This is a genomic window from uncultured Algibacter sp., from assembly GCF_947490405.1.
Lineage (GTDB): Bacteria > Bacteroidota > Bacteroidia > Flavobacteriales > Flavobacteriaceae > Algibacter_B.
In genome coordinates, this window is sequence record NZ_CANLGU010000002.1 from 213678 (window position 1) to 233248 (window position 19571).

A 19571-nucleotide genomic window follows, 5' to 3' on the forward strand; every position below is an offset into this window, starting at 1 on the left:
AAAATCATTCGTGTATTAGTGGAATCTACTTTATATCCAAATCAATAACAGTATCAGAATCAACAATAAACTTCGCTTTTTCAAATTTTGGAGCACCCATAAAACCCTTAGCGTTATTTGAAAATGCAAATGGCTCACTTGGGATACCTAAAAAATTAGTGTCTAGTTTTCCATTATTATTCACATCGTGGTAGGCCATTACTGCATAATTTCCTTTAGAGATAGAGTAAAACATAACAGAGACTCTGCCATCAACAACGTTACTTTTAGCAGCTTTAATAGGTTGTCTTTTTATATAATTTTCTTCGCTATTTACAAGCATCAATGCTATTTTACCACTATTTTTTTTAACATTAAAAATTACTTTAATATTAACAGTATTCTTAAAAAGTGAATCTGATAACTGTTTCTTCGGATTCATTTGATGTGTATTCATCATCGAGTAATCTATATAAGGAATCCCAAAGTTTTTTTGGAATGTATCTACCAATATTTTATTGTCATCAAAATTATAATCATCAAAATTTAAAGTTTCAGAATTAATTTTAGCAGCTATAGTTGTATTATCTTCAAAGTTGAAATTATCAAGTTTAATGGTTTTTATAGTTGGATTATTTCGACTTAAAAATTGAATTTCTTTATTCGTAATATCATAAACTATACTCCATTGTGTTTGTGTTGTTCTAGTTGGTAATAAGGTTTTAAACAGGGCTTCAGAATCTATAGTATCATCTAAATTTAATTTTGAAATACTATGAGATAAATGGCAATACCTATCTAAAGAACTCCCTGAGGTTTTATTTACAGTGTCTTTATGAGTTGCCCAATAGTTTTGAGAATTTTTATAGTTGCTATTCGTGATTAATTGATGATTATCAGATGACTCAATAAGTTGAGTTTTACCATTTATAAACTCGATAATTACTGATTTACCTGAAGTATCTGCTATAAAATAATGCACTTTTGCCATTACGGGAATAATCGTGATTTGTTTTAAAGAGTGAATAACTTCGTCTACAGTTTTATAATTGTCCAATTGAAATTGAATCCATTCTAATTCAGAAATCGTTTTTGAATTTTTGAAAACTTCATATTCGCAATCATCTTGATTCCAAAGTTGTTCAACAACTAAACCTTCCTCATTCATACCTCCAAAAGGAAACTCTTTTCCTATTTGATTAAAAGTAACTGAGCCATATTTTGATGTCCATGATGCAGTATGTTCTCCTTTAAAATTATACCCGTTTTTAAAAACACCTTTACTGTTTTTTATGATATAACCATGGCTGTATTGCCAGTCGAAATTTTTAGCAAAATATACCCCGTTTTTAGCACGACACACAAATGCAGAACATGCTGAGGCTTTTATTGAAGTAAAAAGAATGATAATAGTTAAAAAGAATGCTCTCATTTTTCCAGATATTAAAATTATACTCCAAAACTATACGAAAAGACAATAAAAAAAATTGACCTATGGTAAGAAAACCAGATTTAGTAGGTTTTATTCCTTTAAAAGTTGTTTTTTCAGTCGACTTAACGATTCAGGAGTAATACCAATATAAGATGCAATCATATAATTAGGGATAGATTTTAAAACTTCTGGTCTACCTGTTACAAGATTTAAATACCTAGTTTTAGCATCATCTAATAAAAAAGAGGAAGATCTTTCAAAGAAATCTATATACAGAAACTCACTAATACGCCTTCCAAAAGTATTAAAGGCTTTACTATTTTCATACATATTTTGAACGTTTTCAAAAGATAATGCTAATAGCTCTACATCAGATAAACATTCTATATTTATGCGTCCTTTACTTTGAGTTAAAAAACTACTATATGATGCGCAATAAGAGTTTTCAAAATAAAATTGCGTTGTAAATTCTTCGCCATCTTTTAAATAATATGATCGAAGTGTGCCATTATTAACAAAATACACATACTTACTTGTAGCGCCTTCTTTTACAATTACATCCTTTTTTTTGAAATGGAAAACCTCAAGTTTATTAACTAGATGCTTTTTTTCTTCATCGTTAAGATCTACAATTTTAGAAAAGAAGGTTGTTATTTTTGAGAAATCTATTCCTTTCATTAAACATGCTTTCCTTTTTCCCAACCATGCTTGCCTAAATACTGGTTGCCACTTTCAACAGCACCACCTTCAATAGAGGTCCCCATACTATCATTCCATCTATTGAGATAACCAAATAAAGAAATTACTCCTAGCATTTCAACAATTTCACCTTCATCCCAATGCTCATATAAACGTTTTTTTATTTCCTCGTCAACACCGTTTGGTACTTGAGAGGCTTGCAAAGAAAAATCTAAAGCAACACGTTCGGCTTCGCTAAAGGCTGGATGTGTTCTGTATTCCCAAATATTATCTAATTGCTCTTGTTCTGCACCATAACGTTCAGCAGCACGAATAGCATGGGCTTGACAATATCTGCAGCCTGTTGAGTTACTAGACACCCAAGCAATCATGCGTTTTAAAGCCGAGGTTACACGGCCCTCATTTGCCATTACTGCTTTATTTAAGTTTATAAAGGCTTTACTAATAGCAGGTCTGCGTTGCATTGTAAGCACTGAATTAGGACAAAACCCTAAAGTTTCATTAAAAAACTCAGCAAGCTTTTTGGTTTCTAAATCGTGGTCAGCAGATAATGGTGTTACTAAAGGCATATTTTGTTTTTTAAATAGTATTTTTGAAGTTACAAGTTAACAAAAAATAATTCGGAAAATGACAAATAAAGTGACTACAAAATGGTTAGGAAACATGAGGTTTGAAAGTACAAATCCGTCAGGACACAACTTATTTATTGATGCAGGTGAGGAAAACGGTGGTAAAAGTGAAGGCTATCGTCCTAAGGCCTTAATGTTATCTGGTTTAGCTGGATGTTCAGGATTAGATGTAGCTGCTTTAATTAAAAAAATGAAGCTAGATGTTGACGATTTTAATATAGAAGTTGAGGCTAACCTAACTGAAGAACACCCAAAATATTATGATAAAGTAGCGATGCATTTTCATTTTTATGGGAGCCATTTAAATGAAAAGAAGTTACAACGCGCAGTAGATTTATCTATTGAAAAATATTGTGGTGTTATGGAAATGTTTCGTCAGTTTTCAGAATTAGATATTCAAACGTATTTTCATAAACAATAAAGGGAGATACTTTCGTTAAATTGTTATTATATTAATCTATCTCTCGATGCGTTGGACATTAAAACCTAAACCAGAAATTGATAAAGTTGAGGCACTACAAAAAGCACTTCAAGTCGATACTACTATTGCAAGTTTACTTGTACAGCGAGGTATAGATACCTATGATGATGCCAGAGCATTTTTCAGGCCACGTTTAACTGATTTGCATGATCCTTTCTTAATGAAAGATATGGATAAAGCTGTGGCTAGAATTGAAAAAGCTATAGCAGATAAGGAAAATATTTTAGTTTATGGTGATTATGATGTTGATGGAACAACTTCTGTAGCATTAATGTCTTCTTATTTAAAAACCAAACATGGTTTGGTCTATACTTACATTCCAAACCGATACGATGAAGGATATGGAATTTCTTATAAAGGCATCAATTTTGCTCTTGAAAATGGTTTTTCTCTAGTTATTGCTTTAGACTGCGGAATTAAATCTGTTGAAAAGATTGAGCATGCTAAAAAATTGGGAATCGATTTTATTATTTGCGACCACCATAGACCAGCAGATACAATACCAGATGCAGCAGCAGTTCTTGACCCTAAACGCGAAGATTGTGAATATCCGTATAAAGAATTATGTGGCTGCGGTGTTGGTTTTAAATTGGTTCAAGCCCTAGCCTCAAAAGATGGTAAAACCGCTGAAGATTTAACAGAATACTTAGATTTGGTAGCTACAGCTATTGGTGCAGATATTGTGCCTATAAATGGCGAAAATAGAATATTAGCTTATTTTGGATTGATGGTAATCAATACCAATCCCAGATCTGGAATAAAAGCTATTTTAAACCAAGTTGAAAAAGATAAATTAACGATTACCGATGTTGTTTTTATTGTGGCTCCAAGAATAAATGCCGCAGGACGTATGAAACACGGTAACTATGCAGTAACCTTATTGACTGAAGAAGAGCCAGATATGGCTGAAAAATATGCTGCAGAAATTAATGAGTATAATCTTGATAGACGTGAAACAGATAAACAAATTACACAAGAAGCTCTGGAACAAATTGCAGAACAAAAAGAACAGGACCGCCTTACTACTGTTGTTTACCATGAAAATTGGCATAAAGGTGTTATTGGTATTGTGGCTTCTAGATTAACGGAAACCTACTACAGGCCTACTTTAGTATTTACAAAAAGCGGTAATAAGTTAGCAGCTTCGGCACGTTCAGTTAGAGGTTTTGATGTTTATAATGCCTTGGAAGCGTGTAAAGAACATATTGAACAGTTTGGGGGACACAAATATGCTGCTGGATTAACACTTGAAGAAGATAACTATGAGGCCTTTAAACAAGCTTTTGAAGATGTGGTTTCTAAAACCATAGATAGAAATTTGTTAACTCCAGAAATTAAGATTGATGCTCAGATAGATTTAAAGGATATCACGCCTAAGTTTTATCGTATCCTAAAACAATTCGCACCATACGGGCCAAGTAATATGACCCCTGTTTTTATGACAGAAGATTTAATTGATACAGGTTATGGGAAATGTGTTGGGGCAGATAAAACCCATTTAAGATTGACTGCTACACAAGCAGAATCGACCAGTAGAATGGTTGGTATTGGGTTTGGTATGGGTGATAAATTTGATATTATTTCTAACGAGAAACCTTTTATGGCGGTTTATTCTATTGATGAAAACGAATGGCGAGGAAATATAAATTTACAGCTCAAATTGAGAGATATAAAAAAGCAAGAGTAATTATAAATAGATGTCTAAAACCGATCCATACGCTGCACTACGAATTAAGGAATTCAATATTTTTTTATTATTGCGTTTATTCTTAGTGTTTGGGTGGTCTATGCAATTTATTGTTATAGAGTGGCAAGTTTATAGTATTACTAAAGACCCTTTATCGCTCGGAATAATTGGTCTCATGGAAATTATTCCAGCATTTACCATGGCATTATTTGCAGGTCATATTGTAGATCAAAAGGAAAAGAGAAACCTGTTTGCGTTGTGTATTGCTGCTTTTTCTCTTATAAGTTTAGGGTTGTTTTTATTAACCACAGAGGATGTTATAGCAAATTGGTCAACACATTCTATTTTATATGCTATTTATGCCTTGGTATTTTTTGGAGGGTTTTTGCGTTCCTTTTTCGGGCCTATTATTTTTTCTTTAGTGGCTTTAATTGTGCCCAAAAAAATATATCCAAATGCAGCAACATGGAGTACCAGTACTTGGAAAACGGCAGCAGTTTTAGGCGCACTATTTGGTGGATTTTTTATAAGTTGGATTGGTGTAGATAAAACTTTATGCGTTGTTTTTGTTTTGGTGGTAATTTCATTTTTTCTGGTTTTTTTAATAAGCAAGAAACCTATATTGAATAAAAAAATTGGTGAACCTGTTAAAGAGAGTTTAAAAGGAGGCATTCGGTTTGTATTTCAAAATAAAGCCATTTTAGGAGCTTTGACCTTGGATATGATTGCCGTTTTATTTGGAGGCACTGTAGCTATTCTCTCTGTTTTTGCCCAAGATGTTTTAGAAGTAGGAAGCGAAGGTTTTGGTATACTTAATGCATCTATTTCGTTAGGAAGTATAATCACCATGTTTGCAACTACGTACATTCCTATTAGTAAAAATACAGGTAAAAAATTGCTCATCTCTGTATTTATATTTGGCGTAAGTATAATAGGTTTTGGCTTATCTAATATCTTTTGGTTAAGTGTATTGATGTTATTTATTAGTGGTGCTGCCGATGGTATTTCTATGATTATTCGTCAGACTATTTTACAATTAAAAACACCTGATGATATGCGTGGACGTGTATCTTCCGTTAACTCCATGTTTGTTGGATCATCCAATGAGTTGGGTGCCTTTGAAAGTGGTTTAGCAGCCAAATTAGTTGGTCCTGTTGCCGCAGTTGTTTTTGGTGGCACCATGACGTTAATTACTGTTTTTACTATTGGTGCGAAAAACCCTGTACTTCGAGATTTGGATTTAACTGAAGATATGTATGCTAATGAGATAGAGGATTAATACTCTTTCAATTCTAAAGTTTCCCCATCAAAAACACCATAAGTGTAATACTGAATCCAGTCGCCTAAGTTAAGGTATTTTGAGTTTTCATTCAGTGTTATGTCTAACGGTAAATGTCTGTGACCAAAGATAAAGAAATCGCGATGTTTGTCTTCTAGTTTGCGTTTACAATACTGCACAAGCCATTCGTTTTCTTCACCCAAGAATTTGGCATCATCATCACCAGAAATAAGTTTATTTTTTACTGAAAAATATTGCGCAATCTTCATTCCAATATCTGGATGCCCCCATTGAAAAACCCATTTAAAAAACCGATTTGTAAATACTTTTTTTAAACGCTTATAGCCTTTATCTCCGGGGCCTAAACCATCACCATGACCAATAAAAAATGTTTTATCATTAAAGGTAAATTCTTTGGGTTTGTGGTAAACGGGAATTCCTAATTCTTCTTCAAAATAACCATTCATCCATAAATCATGATTACCTACAAAATAGTGAATAGGTATTCCGGAATCTGAAATTTCGGCTAGTTTGCCAAGTGTTCTTGTAAATCCGCGAGGAACCACAGTTTTATACTCAAACCAAAAATCGAATAAATCGCCCAAAAGGAAAATGACAGCAGCGTCGTGTTTTATTTCATCTAGCCAAGCGACAAATTTTTTTTCGCGAGGATAAGATGCTTTTTTGGTTGGTGCACCTAAGTGATTATCTGAAGCGAAATATATTTTTTTTCCTTTTGGAATTTGCATGCGTAAATATACTAATTCCTTCGCATGCAGGAATCGTTGCTTTTAATATTTATAAACTGTTTTATATGATTTGACTTTGTCAGAAAAATTGACGAACTTCGTTTAACATTTGTTGGCATTAATTTAAAACCGAATGAAAAAATTGGGAATAATATTTGGAATAATAATCGGATTAATAGTCTTTGGAGCTTTTAAGAAAAAGGGTGAAGACAATTCAAAACCAAAAATTTCGGCTACCGAATTTGTTGCTGAATTAGAAAAATTAGGATACTATAAATACGCTGACAAGAAAAATATTGACAGCTTGAAAAATGACCTTATCGAAAATTACGACCCGACAAATGAATTAGTATCGATTTGGGATGACAACACAGGAGTTCCTCTTGACTACAGATATTATTGGTGTGACGGAGAAACAGTTTATGAAGAAGGTGGATTTACAGAACTTTTAGAACAAGTCAAACCAACTTTTGACAAAATTGGACTGAAAATAAATGTTACTGACCATTTTGAGGAATGGGATGATAAAAACAAATGGTTAAATCATAGAATAACAATAAACAGAACTGAATACGTGATTTTTAAGAACTTTAAAGATTATGGCTGGGGCGAAGCAGTAATGAGATTTGCTCAAATCATAAATCAAGAAGCCGAAAATCAGGGAATTAAAGAAAAAGTGTATTTAGCTTCTGGTGGAAATGACGGACGACTAATATTCTTAACTAAAGAATTATACGATTACATTTATAGTGTTTACACAAATGAACAATGGAAACCATTGGAAGTAAATGAATGGATGAAAGTTATGAGTGTGAAACCAATGAAACTGAATTAAAAAACTAATGCCAACAATGGCTATAAGTAATTGCTTGTTCTCGCCTACTTCTGAAAATCCTCGCGGATTTTCAGTTTGGTGTGTACTTGCAAAGTTAAGTGCTAACCCACGCAACTACTCATAGCCGAGACCGATATAAAACATTAAAACGATTTCATATCATGTCGTTAAACGAACCTCTCTAAAAAAGCAAAAACTTTGGTTTAAAAAATATGATAGCAAATTAACCCGCGTTAGGGATTGAAGCGGCATCCTTTTTTGCCATTAAAAGCAAAAAAGATATAGCCGAAAGCCCGACCCTTGTGGAAACGCCCTAATTGTTTTCGTAAGCAAACCACTCTGCAAAAGAGGTGTCTGTTTCTTGAAGTTTTAAGGAATGTAATTTGATGTGTTTTGGAAGTCTTTTGTCTATTTTCTCTGCAAAGTCTATAACCATCATTTCGCTGGTTGGTTGATAATCAACCAATAAAACATTGTGCCCACGATCTTGCAACTCTTTAGCTAACTCTACATGAGGTGTGTTTTTATTGAATACGGTGGCGTGGTCGAATACGTTTACAATTTCTTCTTTCACAATTTTTTTTAAATCGCCAAAATCTATTACCATTCCAAATTTTACGTTGGTATTATCCGTTATGGGTTTACCAATAACGGTTACCGAGAGTTTGTAGCTATGCCCGTGTACATTTTTACATTTTCCGTCGTAGCCGTAAAGGGCGTGTCCGGTTTCAAAAGAGAATTGTTTTGTGATGCGAATGTTGTTTCCCATTATCTTCTTTTTCTTTTATTGACGAAATATACGATGATTAAAACTAGACCTAGTATTAGAAATAATCCGTTTCCGCTAATGAATGACATAATATCCATACTGTGATTTTTTTAATGTCTATTTACTGGCCCAAAGTTAAGTTTTTTGCGCAAGCGGTATAAATATTTTCCTGAATTTTATAATTAATGGAATACCTCGTGCTATAATCCAAATGGTAATAGCAATAAATATGGCATGGAGTTTATGGTTTAAACTATCTAACCAAAATAAAACAGGGATAAAAACAAGAAAGGTTGAAAATAAAAGCACGTTTCTTAGGTATTTCATTTTTCCTAGACCTTTGAAAATACCATCGAAAATAAAAGCCAAAGTACAGAGGGGTTGCATAACGAGTACAATCCAGAATACGTTGTAAAAGGCTTTTAAAACTTCTGGTTCTTTGGTAAAAATACGCCCGATAGGATAATAAAATATTGCGCCTATAATGCCTAAAATAATACCTATAACTACACCGTATTTTATGAGTTTATTACTTAGTATTATTAAAGTTGTATAGGCTTTTGCTCCAAATAGTTTGCCCGATAAAATGTTACCGGCGCTTGCGTAACCATCAACTATAAATGCTCCTAAAAACCATAAGTTAATAGCTATGGTATAGGCTGCAATATATTCTGCACCGTAGCTTGTTGCAAATGCGCTAGCGTAGTACAGTGTAACGTTTAGGGCAATGGTTCTAACAAAAAGATTTAGAATCATTAAAATGAATCGTTTTATTTCTGGATTAAAAGGAAAGCTTGGTTTTAATGGGATGCTTGTTTTTTTAAGAAGATAAAACGCTGAAAAACCTGCCATTAATATTTGCGCAATAACACTAGCGTATGCTGCACCCTCAATATGCATTGGTGCTAAAAAACCTTCTATTCCATAAACTAAAACAATGTCTAAAACAATATTTGATGCTGAACCAATAATAGCAATTATCATGGGATAGTAGGTGTTTTGTAAACCTCTAAATGCTCCAAAAACGGCAATGGTAAATAGTGTAAATGGAAACCCTAACACTCGTATTTTATAGTAGATAACTGAATAATCTAAAATTAAATCGGAGGCATTATAAAGTTTAAAAATCTGTTTTGCTATGGGATATGTTCCAAAAATAATAAGAATACTAAGTGAGGTAATTATAAAAATAGCCTGAGCTGGAAGGTTTTTAATGTTCTCTAGTTTATTAGCACCAACATATTGAGATACAATAGAAGAAATGGCGCTTCTGGTTTGTCCTAAAACCCAAATAAGCATAGATATAAATGTGGTAACTATACCAACGGCAGCTAAAGATTCTGTTGCGTTTATGTCTATATTTCCAATTATGGCAGCATCTGTTAATGATAAAATAGGTTCAGATACTCCAGAAATTAATGCTGGAATAGCCAGTTTGTTTATATATTTTAAACTGATGTTTGTATTCACAAGACTAGTTCATAACAGTGAAATGGATGTTCACTTTGTTTTGGGAAGTAGATATCGCCCAATTTTTTATAGCCACGAAGTTCATAAAACTTTTGATTTCTTTTGTTTTGTGAAAACGTATCTAATCGAACAGATTGATAATTATTTTTTCGAGCATAATCCTCAGCAAATTGCATGAGTTGTTGGGCAAAACCTTTGCTTTGTTGATCTGGATGAACAGCTAAACGATGAATGTAAATATTTTTTTCATTAGGTGTTAACCAAGAGATTGGAATATATTCCTCGTCCATAAACGTTGAAACTGTTACACAACCTATAATCTCATTTTCAATTTCTAAAACGTATAATTCTCCTCGGTTAGCATCATTTATAAAGGGTTTTTTATTAGGGTAGTATTCGTTCCATTGAAAAATATTTTTTGTAATCATAAAAGCCGCACATGCTTTTGTGACTTTAAGAATATTTTTTATATCTGCTACCGCTCCCTTTCGAATCATTTAATTATTATACTTTTGCATCAAATTTATTGTAAATTTAGCTTTTAAAGTTATAGATATGAAGAATATTTTAGTTCCAGTAGGCTCATCAAAAAATGCAGTAAGTCATTTACAGTATGCAGTAGATTTTGCTGCTGCTATTCATGCGAAAGTTTTTGTAGTACAAGTGTATAATGTTTATACCAAAGCTGGTACTATGATAAAAGTGGATAAAATTATTGAAAAGGAAAGTTTGGCTTTTTTAAAAGACTTAGTTTCTAAGGTTGATACTAAAGGTGTTGATGTTGTTATAAAAACCTTAAAAGGTAATTTAATTGATACATTAGAATTGGCATGTAAAGCAGCTGATGTTGATATGGTTTTAATTGAACCTAAGACCACATCAATTAAAGAAGAGGTGTACCTTGGAAAAACTTCTGGGAAAATTATAAAACAAATGGATGTACCTGCTTTAATTGTGCCAGAAGGTTATAAGTTCTCAAAACCCACAAATATTTTGATGGCTATAAAATCAGCTACAATTAAAAAGAAAAATGCGTTGCAACCTCTTAAAGATTTAAAATCGACATTTAAAACCTCTGTAAATTTATTATTGGTTAAAACACCGTTTTATAAAGCAGATGATTTTAATGTAAGTGAAGATTTAACAGCCATTATAAATAAAACAACAAAAACTGAAAATGCTACGACGTTTCAAGGTGTTTTAGAACATTTTCAATCGCATAATCCAGATATATTGTGCGTAGTGAGACGTAAACGTGGTTTTTTTGCTAAGAAATGGGAGAAGAATACCATTTTGAAAAAAGATTTTCATAGTAGTATTCCTGTGTTAGTTTTAAGTGGATTGAAATAACAAAATGGGGATGTAGCTCAGTTGGCTAGAGCGCTTGACTGGCAGTCAAGAGGTCGTCGGTTCGAATCCGATCTTCTCCACTTTAAAAAAGCAATATCTTTTGATGTTGCTTTTTTATTTGAATTCTTCGTTGTAAAACGTTGTAGCATCTTTAAGTGCCAACTCTAATAGTGCTACTTCTTTTTTTGTTCTTTCGCTACTCCAATTTAAAAGTAATGCTATATCTTTTGTAACACTATCTTTAAATTTGTAGATGCTGGCGATATCAAAATACAAGCGGCCAGTACGTCTTATAAAAAAGTCGTTAAGGCTATTTACCATTTCAAAATGCACACCAAACCAAGTCTCGGCTCTAATTAGATTTTCTAAGGGATTGAGAGATTCAAAATCATTTATTTTTTTAATGATAATATCTGCCTGTTTTCCATAATATCTGCACAAATAATTGGCATAATATGCTTCTGATATGCCTAATTGCAGTAATTTATCTGTTAGCTCTTGTTGATATGCTGCTATATCTTCACTAGAGTTAAGTGGCGGTTGTACTAAAGAAATTGTTGCTGTAGTAGATTCTAGAAATGCACTCGTACTATTTTCTTTAGAATATGTTTTTAACACAGTTTCTAAAGCTCTATATGCTATTTTTCTGTAGCCTGTAAGCTTACCGCCAGCCATAGATATTAAGCCACTTTTTGATACGAATATTTCATCTTTCCTGGATAATTCTGAAGCCGACGTATTCTCTTCATGAATTAATGGTCTTAGTCCTGCCCAACTCGATTCTATATCGCTTAGTGTTAATTTTACAGTTTTAAATGTATTATTTATGGCGTTTAGTAGGTAATTGGCATCTTGTTGTGTAGTAACAATTCGATCTAAATCTCCAGAGTAATCAGTATCTGTAGTACCTACATAGGTTACGCGCCCTCTTGGAATAGCAAATACCATTCTACCATCAGACACATCAAAATACACCGATTGTTTTACAGGTAGTTTTTCAAAAGGAAATACCAAGTGCACGCCTTTAGTAAGGTGCAAACGCCTTTTATTAATAGAATTGTCTTTTTTTCTAATGGTATCTACCCATGGACCAGCTGCTGATAAATAACTTTTGGCTTTAACGGTAAATACCTCATTTGTGTTTATGTCTGTACAATTTAAACTCTCAATTTTTGAACTTGCATTATAGTTAAACGCAGTCATTTCACAATAGTTAATTATTGTTGCTCCAAATGCAGTTGCATTTTTTAAAATTTCAATTGCTAATCGCGCATCATCGGTTTTATATTCAGCATAAAGTCCGCCACCCACAACAGTTTGTTCATCTAGCAAGGGTTCTTGAGCGATGGTTTCTTGCTTATCGAGCATTTTTCTGCGATCTTCACCCTTAACATCAGCTAAAAAATCGTAAACCTTTAAGCCTAGTGCTGTCATAAGTTTACCATAAGTACCACCTTCAACCAGTGGTAATAGCATTTTTTGAGGTGTTACTAAGTGTGGTGCAAGATTGTGAACAATGGCACGCTCTGATCCTGATTCTCGAACTAAACTAATCTCAAAATTCTTTAAATAACGTAAACCACCATGAATAAGTTTTGTGGATTTATTACTAGTGCCAGAAGCAAAATCATTTTTTTCTACTAAACACACCTTAAGACCTCTTGCTGAAGCATCAAGTGCAATACCAGCGCCAGTAATGCCGCCGCCAATAATAGCTAAATCAAAAACTTCGGTTTTAAGTTTTTGTATTTGAGACGTTCTGTGTAAAATAGAAAAGTTTGATGTTTTCAATCTAAATTAATGTTTTATAAAGTCTACTATGAGCTTAATAGCTGCCTTTAATTCTTTCGAAATTGTTTTTTCTATCCAAGGATGTTTGGTATTAAATACATGGTCTGCATTTTCAATAATTTCTAATTTACTTTTTCCGTTCCATTTATGAAGTTGGTGAGCTTCATCTATTAATACACTTGTATCTGCATCTCCATGAATGATGAGATATGGAATTTTTAAATTGGAAACAGCTCGTTTTATGGTTAACCTGTTTTCATTTGCTTTGAAGTCTTCGTAAAATTGATAGAAATGTGGCATTTGTTGTTTTGTGCGTCCGTTTAAAACATATTTTACACCATCTTTTTTCCATTGTTCTAAATCTCCAACGGTTGAAGTGCGTTTACCATAAGCACAAACCCCTGCAAGACTAATCACTTTAGTAACACGAGGATCTTCTTCAGCTTTAATGGTTACAATACCGCCACCTCGACTGTGCCCTATTATATTGATGTTATCTGTGTCAATATTGGCTTTGAACTCAGAATTTTTAAAGACCCAATTAATCACAGATTCTAAATCATCAAGTTCTTTTGTATAATTATTATTCCCAAAAGCTTCTAAATCTGGAAAATCAATGGGCTGTTTTAAAGTCCCACCATTATGTGAAAAGTTAAATTTTATAAAGAAAAATCCAATTTCAGCAAATGTTTTTGCCATAATATCCCAAGCGCCCCAATCTTTGAAACCTTTATAACCATGACAAAAAATGACTATCGGTTTTTGTGTTACGTTTTCATTATAAAACACATCAGTTAATATTGGTTTTTTGTGCTTTCCTTCTACAATTATATTTTTTGATATTTTCATAATCAAACTTCTTTTTCTATAAAATCAATATTCTGATTACAAATTTCAGTAATTAATGATTTCAATTCAACTTCAAAGGCCAAAATAGTGTCTTTAGTAATTAAGGAGTCTTTTTTTCCTCTAGAACTTTCTTTTTTGGCAAACTTTAGGAATCCTGAATTCAGCTTTTTAAATGAGATAATTCCAGCCTCTAAGGGTAAATGAATTTGATTCGATTTATGCATCATGTAAGCATAAGTTAGCACTTGAAAACTCTTGCTATATTTTTTGTAATCTGAAGTGATATCTTCCCAATCTATAACTTCTACTTGATTTTGTTGTACGTTACCTGTTTTATAATCGATAATTCTTGTAACACCATTGTAGCTATCAACTCTATCTACTTTTCCAGTTAAGATTACTGGGAATTCTAAGCTAGGAATATTTATTTCAACTTCATTAGTAGCTTCAATTTGAAGAATTTTTATCTCGTTACCTATTTTGATATCCTCGATTTCAGCATTCAAAAAATTTAATACGTAGCGTTTTGCGATTTCAAATACTATAAGGTTTTTTCCTTTTGAAATATCACCTTGTTTATATTCATTTTTAAAATGAAACGCAACTTGTTTTTCAATTTTTGGCTTTAAACTTTTTATGCTGTTAACTGTTAAAATTTGATTTATGAGTGGCTTGTAAAAATCTTCTAGGGTATTATGAACCACTGTTCCTAGGGTATTAGCTGCAACGGTTTCCTCTACATCATCATATTCCCTAATTTTTAAAATCTTTTGATAATAAAAATCAATAGGGTTTCTCATATAATTGGTTAGAGACGATGGTGAAAATCCTTTTTTAGCAACCGAGAAAATATCTTTGAGCAAAACATCTGTTTTTTTGACAACCTTTAAGCTTTGCTTAACAACTGGCACTTTTGGCGCAACTATTTGGTGATTGATATTATGGATTCCCTCCAATTCAAGTTGGGTTAAAAATCGGCTTTTTTCGCCTCCCGTTAGCACATCTGCTTCTGTATTGTACAATATAAAAACATGTTTTGCGCGTTGTAAAAGTCTGTAAAAGTGATAGGTATATACTGCATCTTTTTCCTTGTAGGTTGGTAAGTTGTTTTCCAATTTTACATCAAACGGAATAAAAGAATTATTACTTTTTCCAGCTGGTAGAATACCTTCATTTACAGAAGAAATAATTACAGTTTCAAAGTCTAGAACACGAGACTCAAGCATACCCATTACCTGTAAACCTTGTAACGGTTCTCCTTGGAAATCTAAAGTTTCGCTACTTAAAAGCTCTTTATAAATACTGAATAGTGTTGAAATATCTTTTATATGCAGGTATTCTGAGTTTAATCTCGTCAATTCATTAAACAATTCATTAAAGCGGAATGCGTATTCTAATGCGAGTAAGTTTGATTTTTCATCCAGATAGGATTTTATGAACAATATGAGTTTTGAGCAACTCGCTAAAGCTATAGATGTAGAGTTGTTCCAACTAGAAAATAATAAATCTAAAATTTTATTTTCGCCCTCAATAATTTTCGTGAGTTTACCTTTATTTAAATAAACAAGGTTGTTACTATCTATTGTTTCAATAATTTTTGAAGCATTATCTGTACCATTTAACACCAGTAAAGGCCTTATAAACTGATGCGACAAAATATTGATAATATCTTTGTGGTAGAATGATTCTGAATTGGTTTTATGCAATTGAAAAAGTGCATCAAATAGAGATGCCATAGGGATTGACTTTAAAGGAAACCCCATGGTAACATTTAAAGCCTGAATGCTAGTTGGTAAAGAATTTAGTACTGGAATTAATAGGTTTTCGTCTCCTAATACAACGGCAGTACTATTTAAATGAGGATTTTCTTGTTGTAAGTCTTTTAGAATAGAACCTATGTATTTTGCTTGACCTATATTTTTAGGAATGCCAACAACAGATATGTTTTTGTCTTTTGAATAATTTTTTGTTATCCAGCTAAAAGTATTGTTTTCAAAGTATTTCCAGTTTTTTAAATGTGATTTGATGAATAGCGCTGCATCATGTTTTGGGTTACTTATGAATGTATCATCAATATCCCAGTAGATTTGAGCTAAATCATTTTGAAGTAATTCTTGAATAATGGATTCCTCAGCAGTATTTAGGGCATTAAAGCCAACAAACACGTGCTTTTTTTCTGAATTATTTTGAATATAAGCTTCAAGATTTTCAACAGCTTCCCTATAAATCAATCCTTGATATCCAATTTTCTTGTTAAGAAGTTGTGTTGTAAAATGCTGATAATAAGTATTCAATTTATTCCAAAAGGATAGATATTTTTTTATAAAATCAGTTTTGTTTCCTTCTACTGACCAATGTTTTAAGTCTTGAATAGCGCTTAAATAGTTAAAGATATTTTTTTGAGGAATTAAATAACGATCAATTTCATTAAAATCTTGAATTAGTATTTGAGCCCATTTTGAAAACGATTCAAAAGTGTCTCTATTTTTTTCTTTTGTTAAATGTGTGTAAGTAGAATAAAATTCAAAAAGAAGCTCAGTAGAGGAAATGGGTTTTAATTGTGATAGTTCTTCAACAAACTCTTCAATACTTAGAATAATTGGAGAGAATATGGTTTCATCAACAATTGATAATAGCACATTCTTTAAAAAAATTCCAGCTCTTTTACTGGGTAAAACAAATGTTAATTGGGATAGATTATTTTTGTTGTGTTGTAAATCTCTTAAAACATCATGAATGAAAGTCGTCATTGTATAAAAATAAAAAACGCTTCGGAAAACCGAAGCGTTTTTAGTAAACTTATTTATTTTAAATTAATTCAGCTGTTAATTATTTAGCTAAGTTAATTTCTACACGTCTGTTGTTAGCTCTACCAGCTCTAGTTTTGTTAGAATCAATAGGTTTAGATTCTCCATATCCAAGAGCAGATAATCTGAAGGCATCAATACCATTAGTTACTAAGTATTCTTTAACAGAATTAGCTCTAGAATCAGATAATCTTTGGTTTAATTTCTCGCTACCTACACTATCAGTATGACCTTCAACTGTAAATTTAGCAGTTGGGTATTCTTTAAGAATTCCAATAATGTCAGCTAATACAGCTTCAGATTGAGCTTTGATAGTTGCTTTACCAGTATCAAATAAGATAGTTTTAGCATATTCGTTTAATGTTTTTTGTACTTCAGCAGTAACTTCAGGACAACCGTTGTTTGCAACAGTACCTTTAACCTCAGGACATTTATCATCTTTATCTAAAACACCATCACCATCTGTATCTGGCCATGGACATCCTTTATTTGCAGAAGGACCAGCTTCGTTAGGACACTTATCATCAGCATCAGTTACACCGTCACCATCAGCATCAGGACAACCGTTTAAAGCTTTTAATCCAGCAACTGTAGGACAGTTATCTTTATTGTCAGCAATACCATCACCATCAGCATCAGGACATCCATTAAGTTCAGCTAAACCAGCTTCGTTAGGACAATCATCTTTACTGTCTTCGATACCATCACCATCAGAATCAGGACATCCGTTGAATGCTTCTAAACCAGCAACATCTGGACAAGCATCGTCTTTATCGTATATACCATCACCATCTGTATCCGTTCCACCAAATTTGATAGAAAGACCAGCAGAGTGTTGGAAATGTGTATTTAAGTAATCTTCAAAGGCATGTTTGTAAGCAGTTTGTAATGTTAAACCAACATTTTCGCTGAACCATACGTTTACACCAATAGTTCCATTTAATGTACCAGCACCAATTTCATCTACCCAAGTGTAACCACCACCTATTCCAACAAATGGATCGATAGTTTTTCCTTCTAAGATATTGTATTTGATAGTAGCGTCGATTGCATAATATGATAAATCATCAACGTTGTTAACTTCCTCAGGGACTAATTTGTCTCCATTTGCGTCAATTGCATCACCCCATTTTTCTATTTTGTTTAAAGATCCAGCAAGTCCAAAAGAGAAACCATCACTAAGATATTTAGATACAGAAATGGTTGATAAAGAAGGTAAAATGTTCCAGTGATCTGTGGCGTTAAATAATTCTTCTCCAAAAGAGTCACTAAAGTTACCACCATCGCCAGAAGGATATGCATCAACTGCATTTACTCCAATAGTAAGTTGCCATGGATTGTTTTTGTCTTGCGCATTTACGTTGCTATAAACAAGTACAAGCAACATAGCGAACAATAATCTGCTAAGATTTTTCATATTCAAAAGTTTAATTTTTAAGTGTTAATTGTGAACAAAAGTAAGTTGTTAAATGTTATTAACAAAGACAAATATATAAAAATATTAAACATTACACTGAGTCCTATTAATGATTACTTTAACTCATATACTAGTTAAGAATGAGTTTAGATAACATTTAGATGCTTTCCAACCTTAATAAACGCAGTAATAGCCTTGTCTAAGTGTTCTTTTGTTTGAGCTGCGGAAAGTTGAACCCGAATTCTAGCTTTCTCTTTTGGGACTACTGGAAAAAAGAAGCCTATTACATAAATACCCTCGATTAAAAGCATGTTTGCCATAGTTTGAGATAGTTTTGCATCGTATAGCATCACTGGAACTATAGCAGAATTACCATCTACGATATCAAAACCAGCTTTTTTCATGCCTTTTTTGAAGTAATTCGTGTTCCATTCTAAAGTATCTCTTAATTCTGTGTTATTTGCTAACATATCAAATACTTTAATTGATGCACCAACTATTGCTGGTGCAAGAGAATTTGAAAATAAATAAGGTCTAGAACGTTGGCGTAACATATCAATAATCTCCTTTTTACCTGTAGTATAACCACCCATAGCGCCACCTAAAGCTTTACCAAGAGTTCCTGTAATAATGTCAATTCGGTTTAAAACACCTTTTTCTTCAAGAGTTCCTTTGCCTGTTTTTCCTATAAAACCAGCTGCATGACATTCGTCAATCATAATTAAAGCATCATATTTATCTGCCAAATCACAAATTTCATCTAAAGGAGCTATTAACCCATCCATAGAAAAAACACCATCTGTAACAATTATTTTAAACCTAGCACCATCTGAATTAGCGTCTATAAGTTGCTTTTCTAAATCTACCATATCGTTATTTTGATACCGATACCTAGCAGCTTTACACAAACGTACACCATCAATGATGGATGCATGATTTAGTGAGTCAGAAATAATAGCATCTTCTTTAGTAAGTAAAGGTTCAAAAACACCTCCATTAGCATCAAAAGCAGCAGCATATAATATAGTATCTTCAGTTTGATAAAATTCTGCTATTTTTTGCTCTAAAGTTTTGTGGATATCTTGAGTGCCGCATATAAAACGTACTGAACTCATACCAAATCCATGCGTATCCATGGTGTCTTTTGCTGCCTGAATTACTTCAGGATGTGATGATAACCCTAAATAGTTGTTAGCGCAAAAGTTTAGTACGGTTTCACCTGTATTTAAAGTAATTTCGGCACCTTGTGCAGAGGTAATAATACGCTCTTCTTTATAAAGCCCGTTTTCTTTTATAACTTGCAGTTCTTTTTGAAGATGATTTTTCAGTTTTCCGTACATTTTATTGC

At 32.7% G+C, this 19571-nt stretch carries 17 protein-coding genes and 1 tRNA gene; 6 read left to right on the forward strand and 12 right to left on the reverse strand.

Translation table 11 applies throughout. The annotated features are described in order from the left end of the window. Nucleotides 1–25: 25 nt before the first annotated feature. From Q0772_RS04895 to Q0772_RS04905, 3 genes are all read right to left on the reverse strand, one after another. Complete coding sequence (locus Q0772_RS04895) at nucleotides 26–1411, reverse strand: DUF2141 domain-containing protein (protein WP_298340959.1); 1386 nt, start codon at nucleotides 1409–1411, stop codon at nucleotides 26–28. 90 nt (nucleotides 1412–1501) lie between these two features. Further along, complete coding sequence (locus Q0772_RS04900) at nucleotides 1502–2089, reverse strand: Crp/Fnr family transcriptional regulator (RefSeq protein WP_298340961.1); 588 nt, start codon at nucleotides 2087–2089, stop codon at nucleotides 1502–1504. Next, nucleotides 2089–2679 (reverse strand): carboxymuconolactone decarboxylase family protein, encoded by a 591-nt coding sequence (locus Q0772_RS04905; RefSeq protein WP_298340963.1) that lies wholly within the window; start codon nucleotides 2677–2679, stop codon nucleotides 2089–2091. The genes Q0772_RS04900 and Q0772_RS04905 overlap by 1 nt, the downstream gene beginning before the upstream one ends. Before the next feature lie 58 nt (nucleotides 2680–2737). On the opposite strand from Q0772_RS04905, the gene Q0772_RS04910 reads away from it, so the two are divergent. From Q0772_RS04910 to Q0772_RS04920, 3 genes are read left to right on the forward strand one after another with little or no spacing between them, the layout of a single operon-like run. Next, nucleotides 2738–3160, forward strand: coding sequence for an OsmC family protein (locus tag Q0772_RS04910; RefSeq protein ID WP_298340965.1), 423 nt, complete (start codon nucleotides 2738–2740; stop codon nucleotides 3158–3160). Nucleotides 3161–3206: 46 nt separating this feature from the next. Then, a complete protein-coding gene (gene recJ, locus Q0772_RS04915; protein WP_298340967.1) occupies nucleotides 3207–4907 on the forward strand; it encodes a single-stranded-DNA-specific exonuclease RecJ in 1701 nt (566 codons plus the stop codon). 10 nt (nucleotides 4908–4917) lie between these two features. Then, nucleotides 4918–6186: an MFS transporter gene (locus Q0772_RS04920; protein WP_298340969.1), complete on the forward strand. Its 1269-nt coding sequence runs from the start codon at nucleotides 4918–4920 to the stop codon at nucleotides 6184–6186. Here Q0772_RS04920 and Q0772_RS04925 read toward each other — a convergent pair. Then, on the reverse strand, nucleotides 6183–6935 hold the full coding sequence (locus Q0772_RS04925) for a UDP-2,3-diacylglucosamine diphosphatase (protein ID WP_298340971.1): 753 nt from the start codon (nucleotides 6933–6935) through the stop codon (nucleotides 6183–6185). The two genes, Q0772_RS04920 and Q0772_RS04925, sit on opposite strands and share 4 nt — an antisense overlap. Before the next feature lie 133 nt (nucleotides 6936–7068). Between Q0772_RS04925 and Q0772_RS04930 the strand changes: the two genes are divergently transcribed. Then, nucleotides 7069–7770, forward strand: coding sequence for a hypothetical protein (locus tag Q0772_RS04930; RefSeq protein WP_298340973.1), 702 nt, complete (start codon nucleotides 7069–7071; stop codon nucleotides 7768–7770). A 313-nt stretch (nucleotides 7771–8083) separates the two neighbouring features. Here Q0772_RS04930 and Q0772_RS04935 read toward each other — a convergent pair whose 3' ends face one another. The 3 genes from Q0772_RS04935 to Q0772_RS04945 all read right to left on the reverse strand — a co-directional run bounded on the left by Q0772_RS04935 (nucleotide 8084) and on the right by Q0772_RS04945 (nucleotide 10506). After that, nucleotides 8084–8539 carry a 6-carboxytetrahydropterin synthase gene (locus Q0772_RS04935; RefSeq protein WP_298340975.1) on the reverse strand — a complete coding sequence of 152 codons (456 nt, stop codon included), beginning with the start codon at nucleotides 8537–8539 and terminating at the stop codon, nucleotides 8084–8086. 135 nt (nucleotides 8540–8674) lie between these two features. After that, nucleotides 8675–10009, reverse strand: a complete 1335-nt coding sequence (locus Q0772_RS04940) for an MATE family efflux transporter (protein ID WP_298340978.1) — start codon at nucleotides 10007–10009, stop codon at nucleotides 8675–8677. Continuing rightward, entirely contained in the window at nucleotides 10006–10506 is a 501-nt protein-coding gene (locus tag Q0772_RS04945) for a GNAT family N-acetyltransferase (RefSeq protein ID WP_298340980.1), read from the reverse strand. The genes Q0772_RS04940 and Q0772_RS04945 overlap by 4 nt, the downstream gene beginning before the upstream one ends. Before the next feature lie 58 nt (nucleotides 10507–10564). Between Q0772_RS04945 and Q0772_RS04950 the strand changes: the two genes are divergently transcribed. Together Q0772_RS04950 and Q0772_RS04955 are read left to right on the forward strand one after the other, a co-directional pair. Beyond that, complete coding sequence (locus Q0772_RS04950) at nucleotides 10565–11359, forward strand: universal stress protein (RefSeq protein ID WP_298340982.1); 795 nt, start codon at nucleotides 10565–10567, stop codon at nucleotides 11357–11359. Between the two features lie 6 nt (nucleotides 11360–11365). Further along, a tRNA-Ala gene (locus Q0772_RS04955) sits at nucleotides 11366–11439 on the forward strand. 34 nt (nucleotides 11440–11473) lie between these two features. Here the strand turns inward: Q0772_RS04955 and Q0772_RS04960 are convergent. From Q0772_RS04960 to kbl, 5 genes are all read right to left on the reverse strand, one after another. After that, nucleotides 11474–13150 (reverse strand): glycerol-3-phosphate dehydrogenase/oxidase, encoded by a 1677-nt coding sequence (locus Q0772_RS04960; RefSeq protein WP_298340984.1) that lies wholly within the window; start codon nucleotides 13148–13150, stop codon nucleotides 11474–11476. A 6-nt stretch (nucleotides 13151–13156) separates the two neighbouring features. Continuing rightward, the gene (locus Q0772_RS04965; protein WP_298340986.1) at nucleotides 13157–13999 is read right to left on the reverse strand and encodes an alpha/beta fold hydrolase; all 843 of its coding nucleotides are present in this window, start codon (nucleotides 13997–13999) and stop codon (nucleotides 13157–13159) included. A 2-nt stretch (nucleotides 14000–14001) separates the two neighbouring features. Next, nucleotides 14002–16749, reverse strand: a complete 2748-nt coding sequence (locus tag Q0772_RS04970; RefSeq protein ID WP_298340988.1) for a PD-(D/E)XK nuclease family protein — start codon at nucleotides 16747–16749, stop codon at nucleotides 14002–14004. A gap of 79 nt (nucleotides 16750–16828) precedes the next feature. Beyond that, nucleotides 16829–18223, reverse strand: a complete 1395-nt coding sequence (locus tag Q0772_RS04975) for an OmpA family protein (protein WP_298340990.1) — start codon at nucleotides 18221–18223, stop codon at nucleotides 16829–16831. Nucleotides 18224–18369: 146 nt separating this feature from the next. Next, complete coding sequence (gene kbl / locus Q0772_RS04980; protein WP_298340992.1) at nucleotides 18370–19563, reverse strand: glycine C-acetyltransferase; 1194 nt, start codon at nucleotides 19561–19563, stop codon at nucleotides 18370–18372. Nucleotides 19564–19571 lie beyond the last annotated feature (8 nt).

Excerpts from the sequence above, each read along its gene's own strand:
- Q0772_RS04935 (WP_298340975.1), bottom strand. The coding sequence starts at position 8,539 with ATGGGAAACAACATTCGCATCACAAAACAATTCTCTTTTGAAACCGGA.
- recJ (WP_298340967.1), top strand. The coding sequence starts at position 3,207 with ATGCGTTGGACATTAAAACCTAAACCAGAAATTGATAAAGTTGAGGCA.
- Q0772_RS04930 (WP_298340973.1), top strand. The coding sequence starts at position 7,069 with ATGAAAAAATTGGGAATAATATTTGGAATAATAATCGGATTAATAGTC.
- Q0772_RS04920 (WP_298340969.1), top strand. The coding sequence starts at position 4,918 with ATGTCTAAAACCGATCCATACGCTGCACTACGAATTAAGGAATTCAAT.
- Q0772_RS04925 (WP_298340971.1), bottom strand. The coding sequence starts at position 6,935 with ATGCAAATTCCAAAAGGAAAAAAAATATATTTCGCTTCAGATAATCAC.
- Q0772_RS04905 (WP_298340963.1), bottom strand. The coding sequence starts at position 2,679 with ATGCCTTTAGTAACACCATTATCTGCTGACCACGATTTAGAAACCAAA.
- Q0772_RS04895 (WP_298340959.1), bottom strand. The coding sequence starts at position 1,411 with ATGAGAGCATTCTTTTTAACTATTATCATTCTTTTTACTTCAATAAAA.
- kbl (WP_298340992.1), bottom strand. The coding sequence starts at position 19,563 with ATGTACGGAAAACTGAAAAATCATCTTCAAAAAGAACTGCAAGTTATA.
- Q0772_RS04945 (WP_298340980.1), bottom strand. The coding sequence starts at position 10,506 with ATGATTCGAAAGGGAGCGGTAGCAGATATAAAAAATATTCTTAAAGTC.
- Q0772_RS04975 (WP_298340990.1), bottom strand. The coding sequence starts at position 18,223 with ATGAAAAATCTTAGCAGATTATTGTTCGCTATGTTGCTTGTACTTGTT.
- Q0772_RS04970 (WP_298340988.1), bottom strand. The coding sequence starts at position 16,749 with ATGACGACTTTCATTCATGATGTTTTAAGAGATTTACAACACAACAAA.
- Q0772_RS04950 (WP_298340982.1), top strand. The coding sequence starts at position 10,565 with ATGAAGAATATTTTAGTTCCAGTAGGCTCATCAAAAAATGCAGTAAGT.
- Q0772_RS04910 (WP_298340965.1), top strand. The coding sequence starts at position 2,738 with ATGACAAATAAAGTGACTACAAAATGGTTAGGAAACATGAGGTTTGAA.
- Q0772_RS04900 (WP_298340961.1), bottom strand. The coding sequence starts at position 2,089 with ATGAAAGGAATAGATTTCTCAAAAATAACAACCTTCTTTTCTAAAATT.
- Q0772_RS04965 (WP_298340986.1), bottom strand. The coding sequence starts at position 13,999 with ATGAAAATATCAAAAAATATAATTGTAGAAGGAAAGCACAAAAAACCA.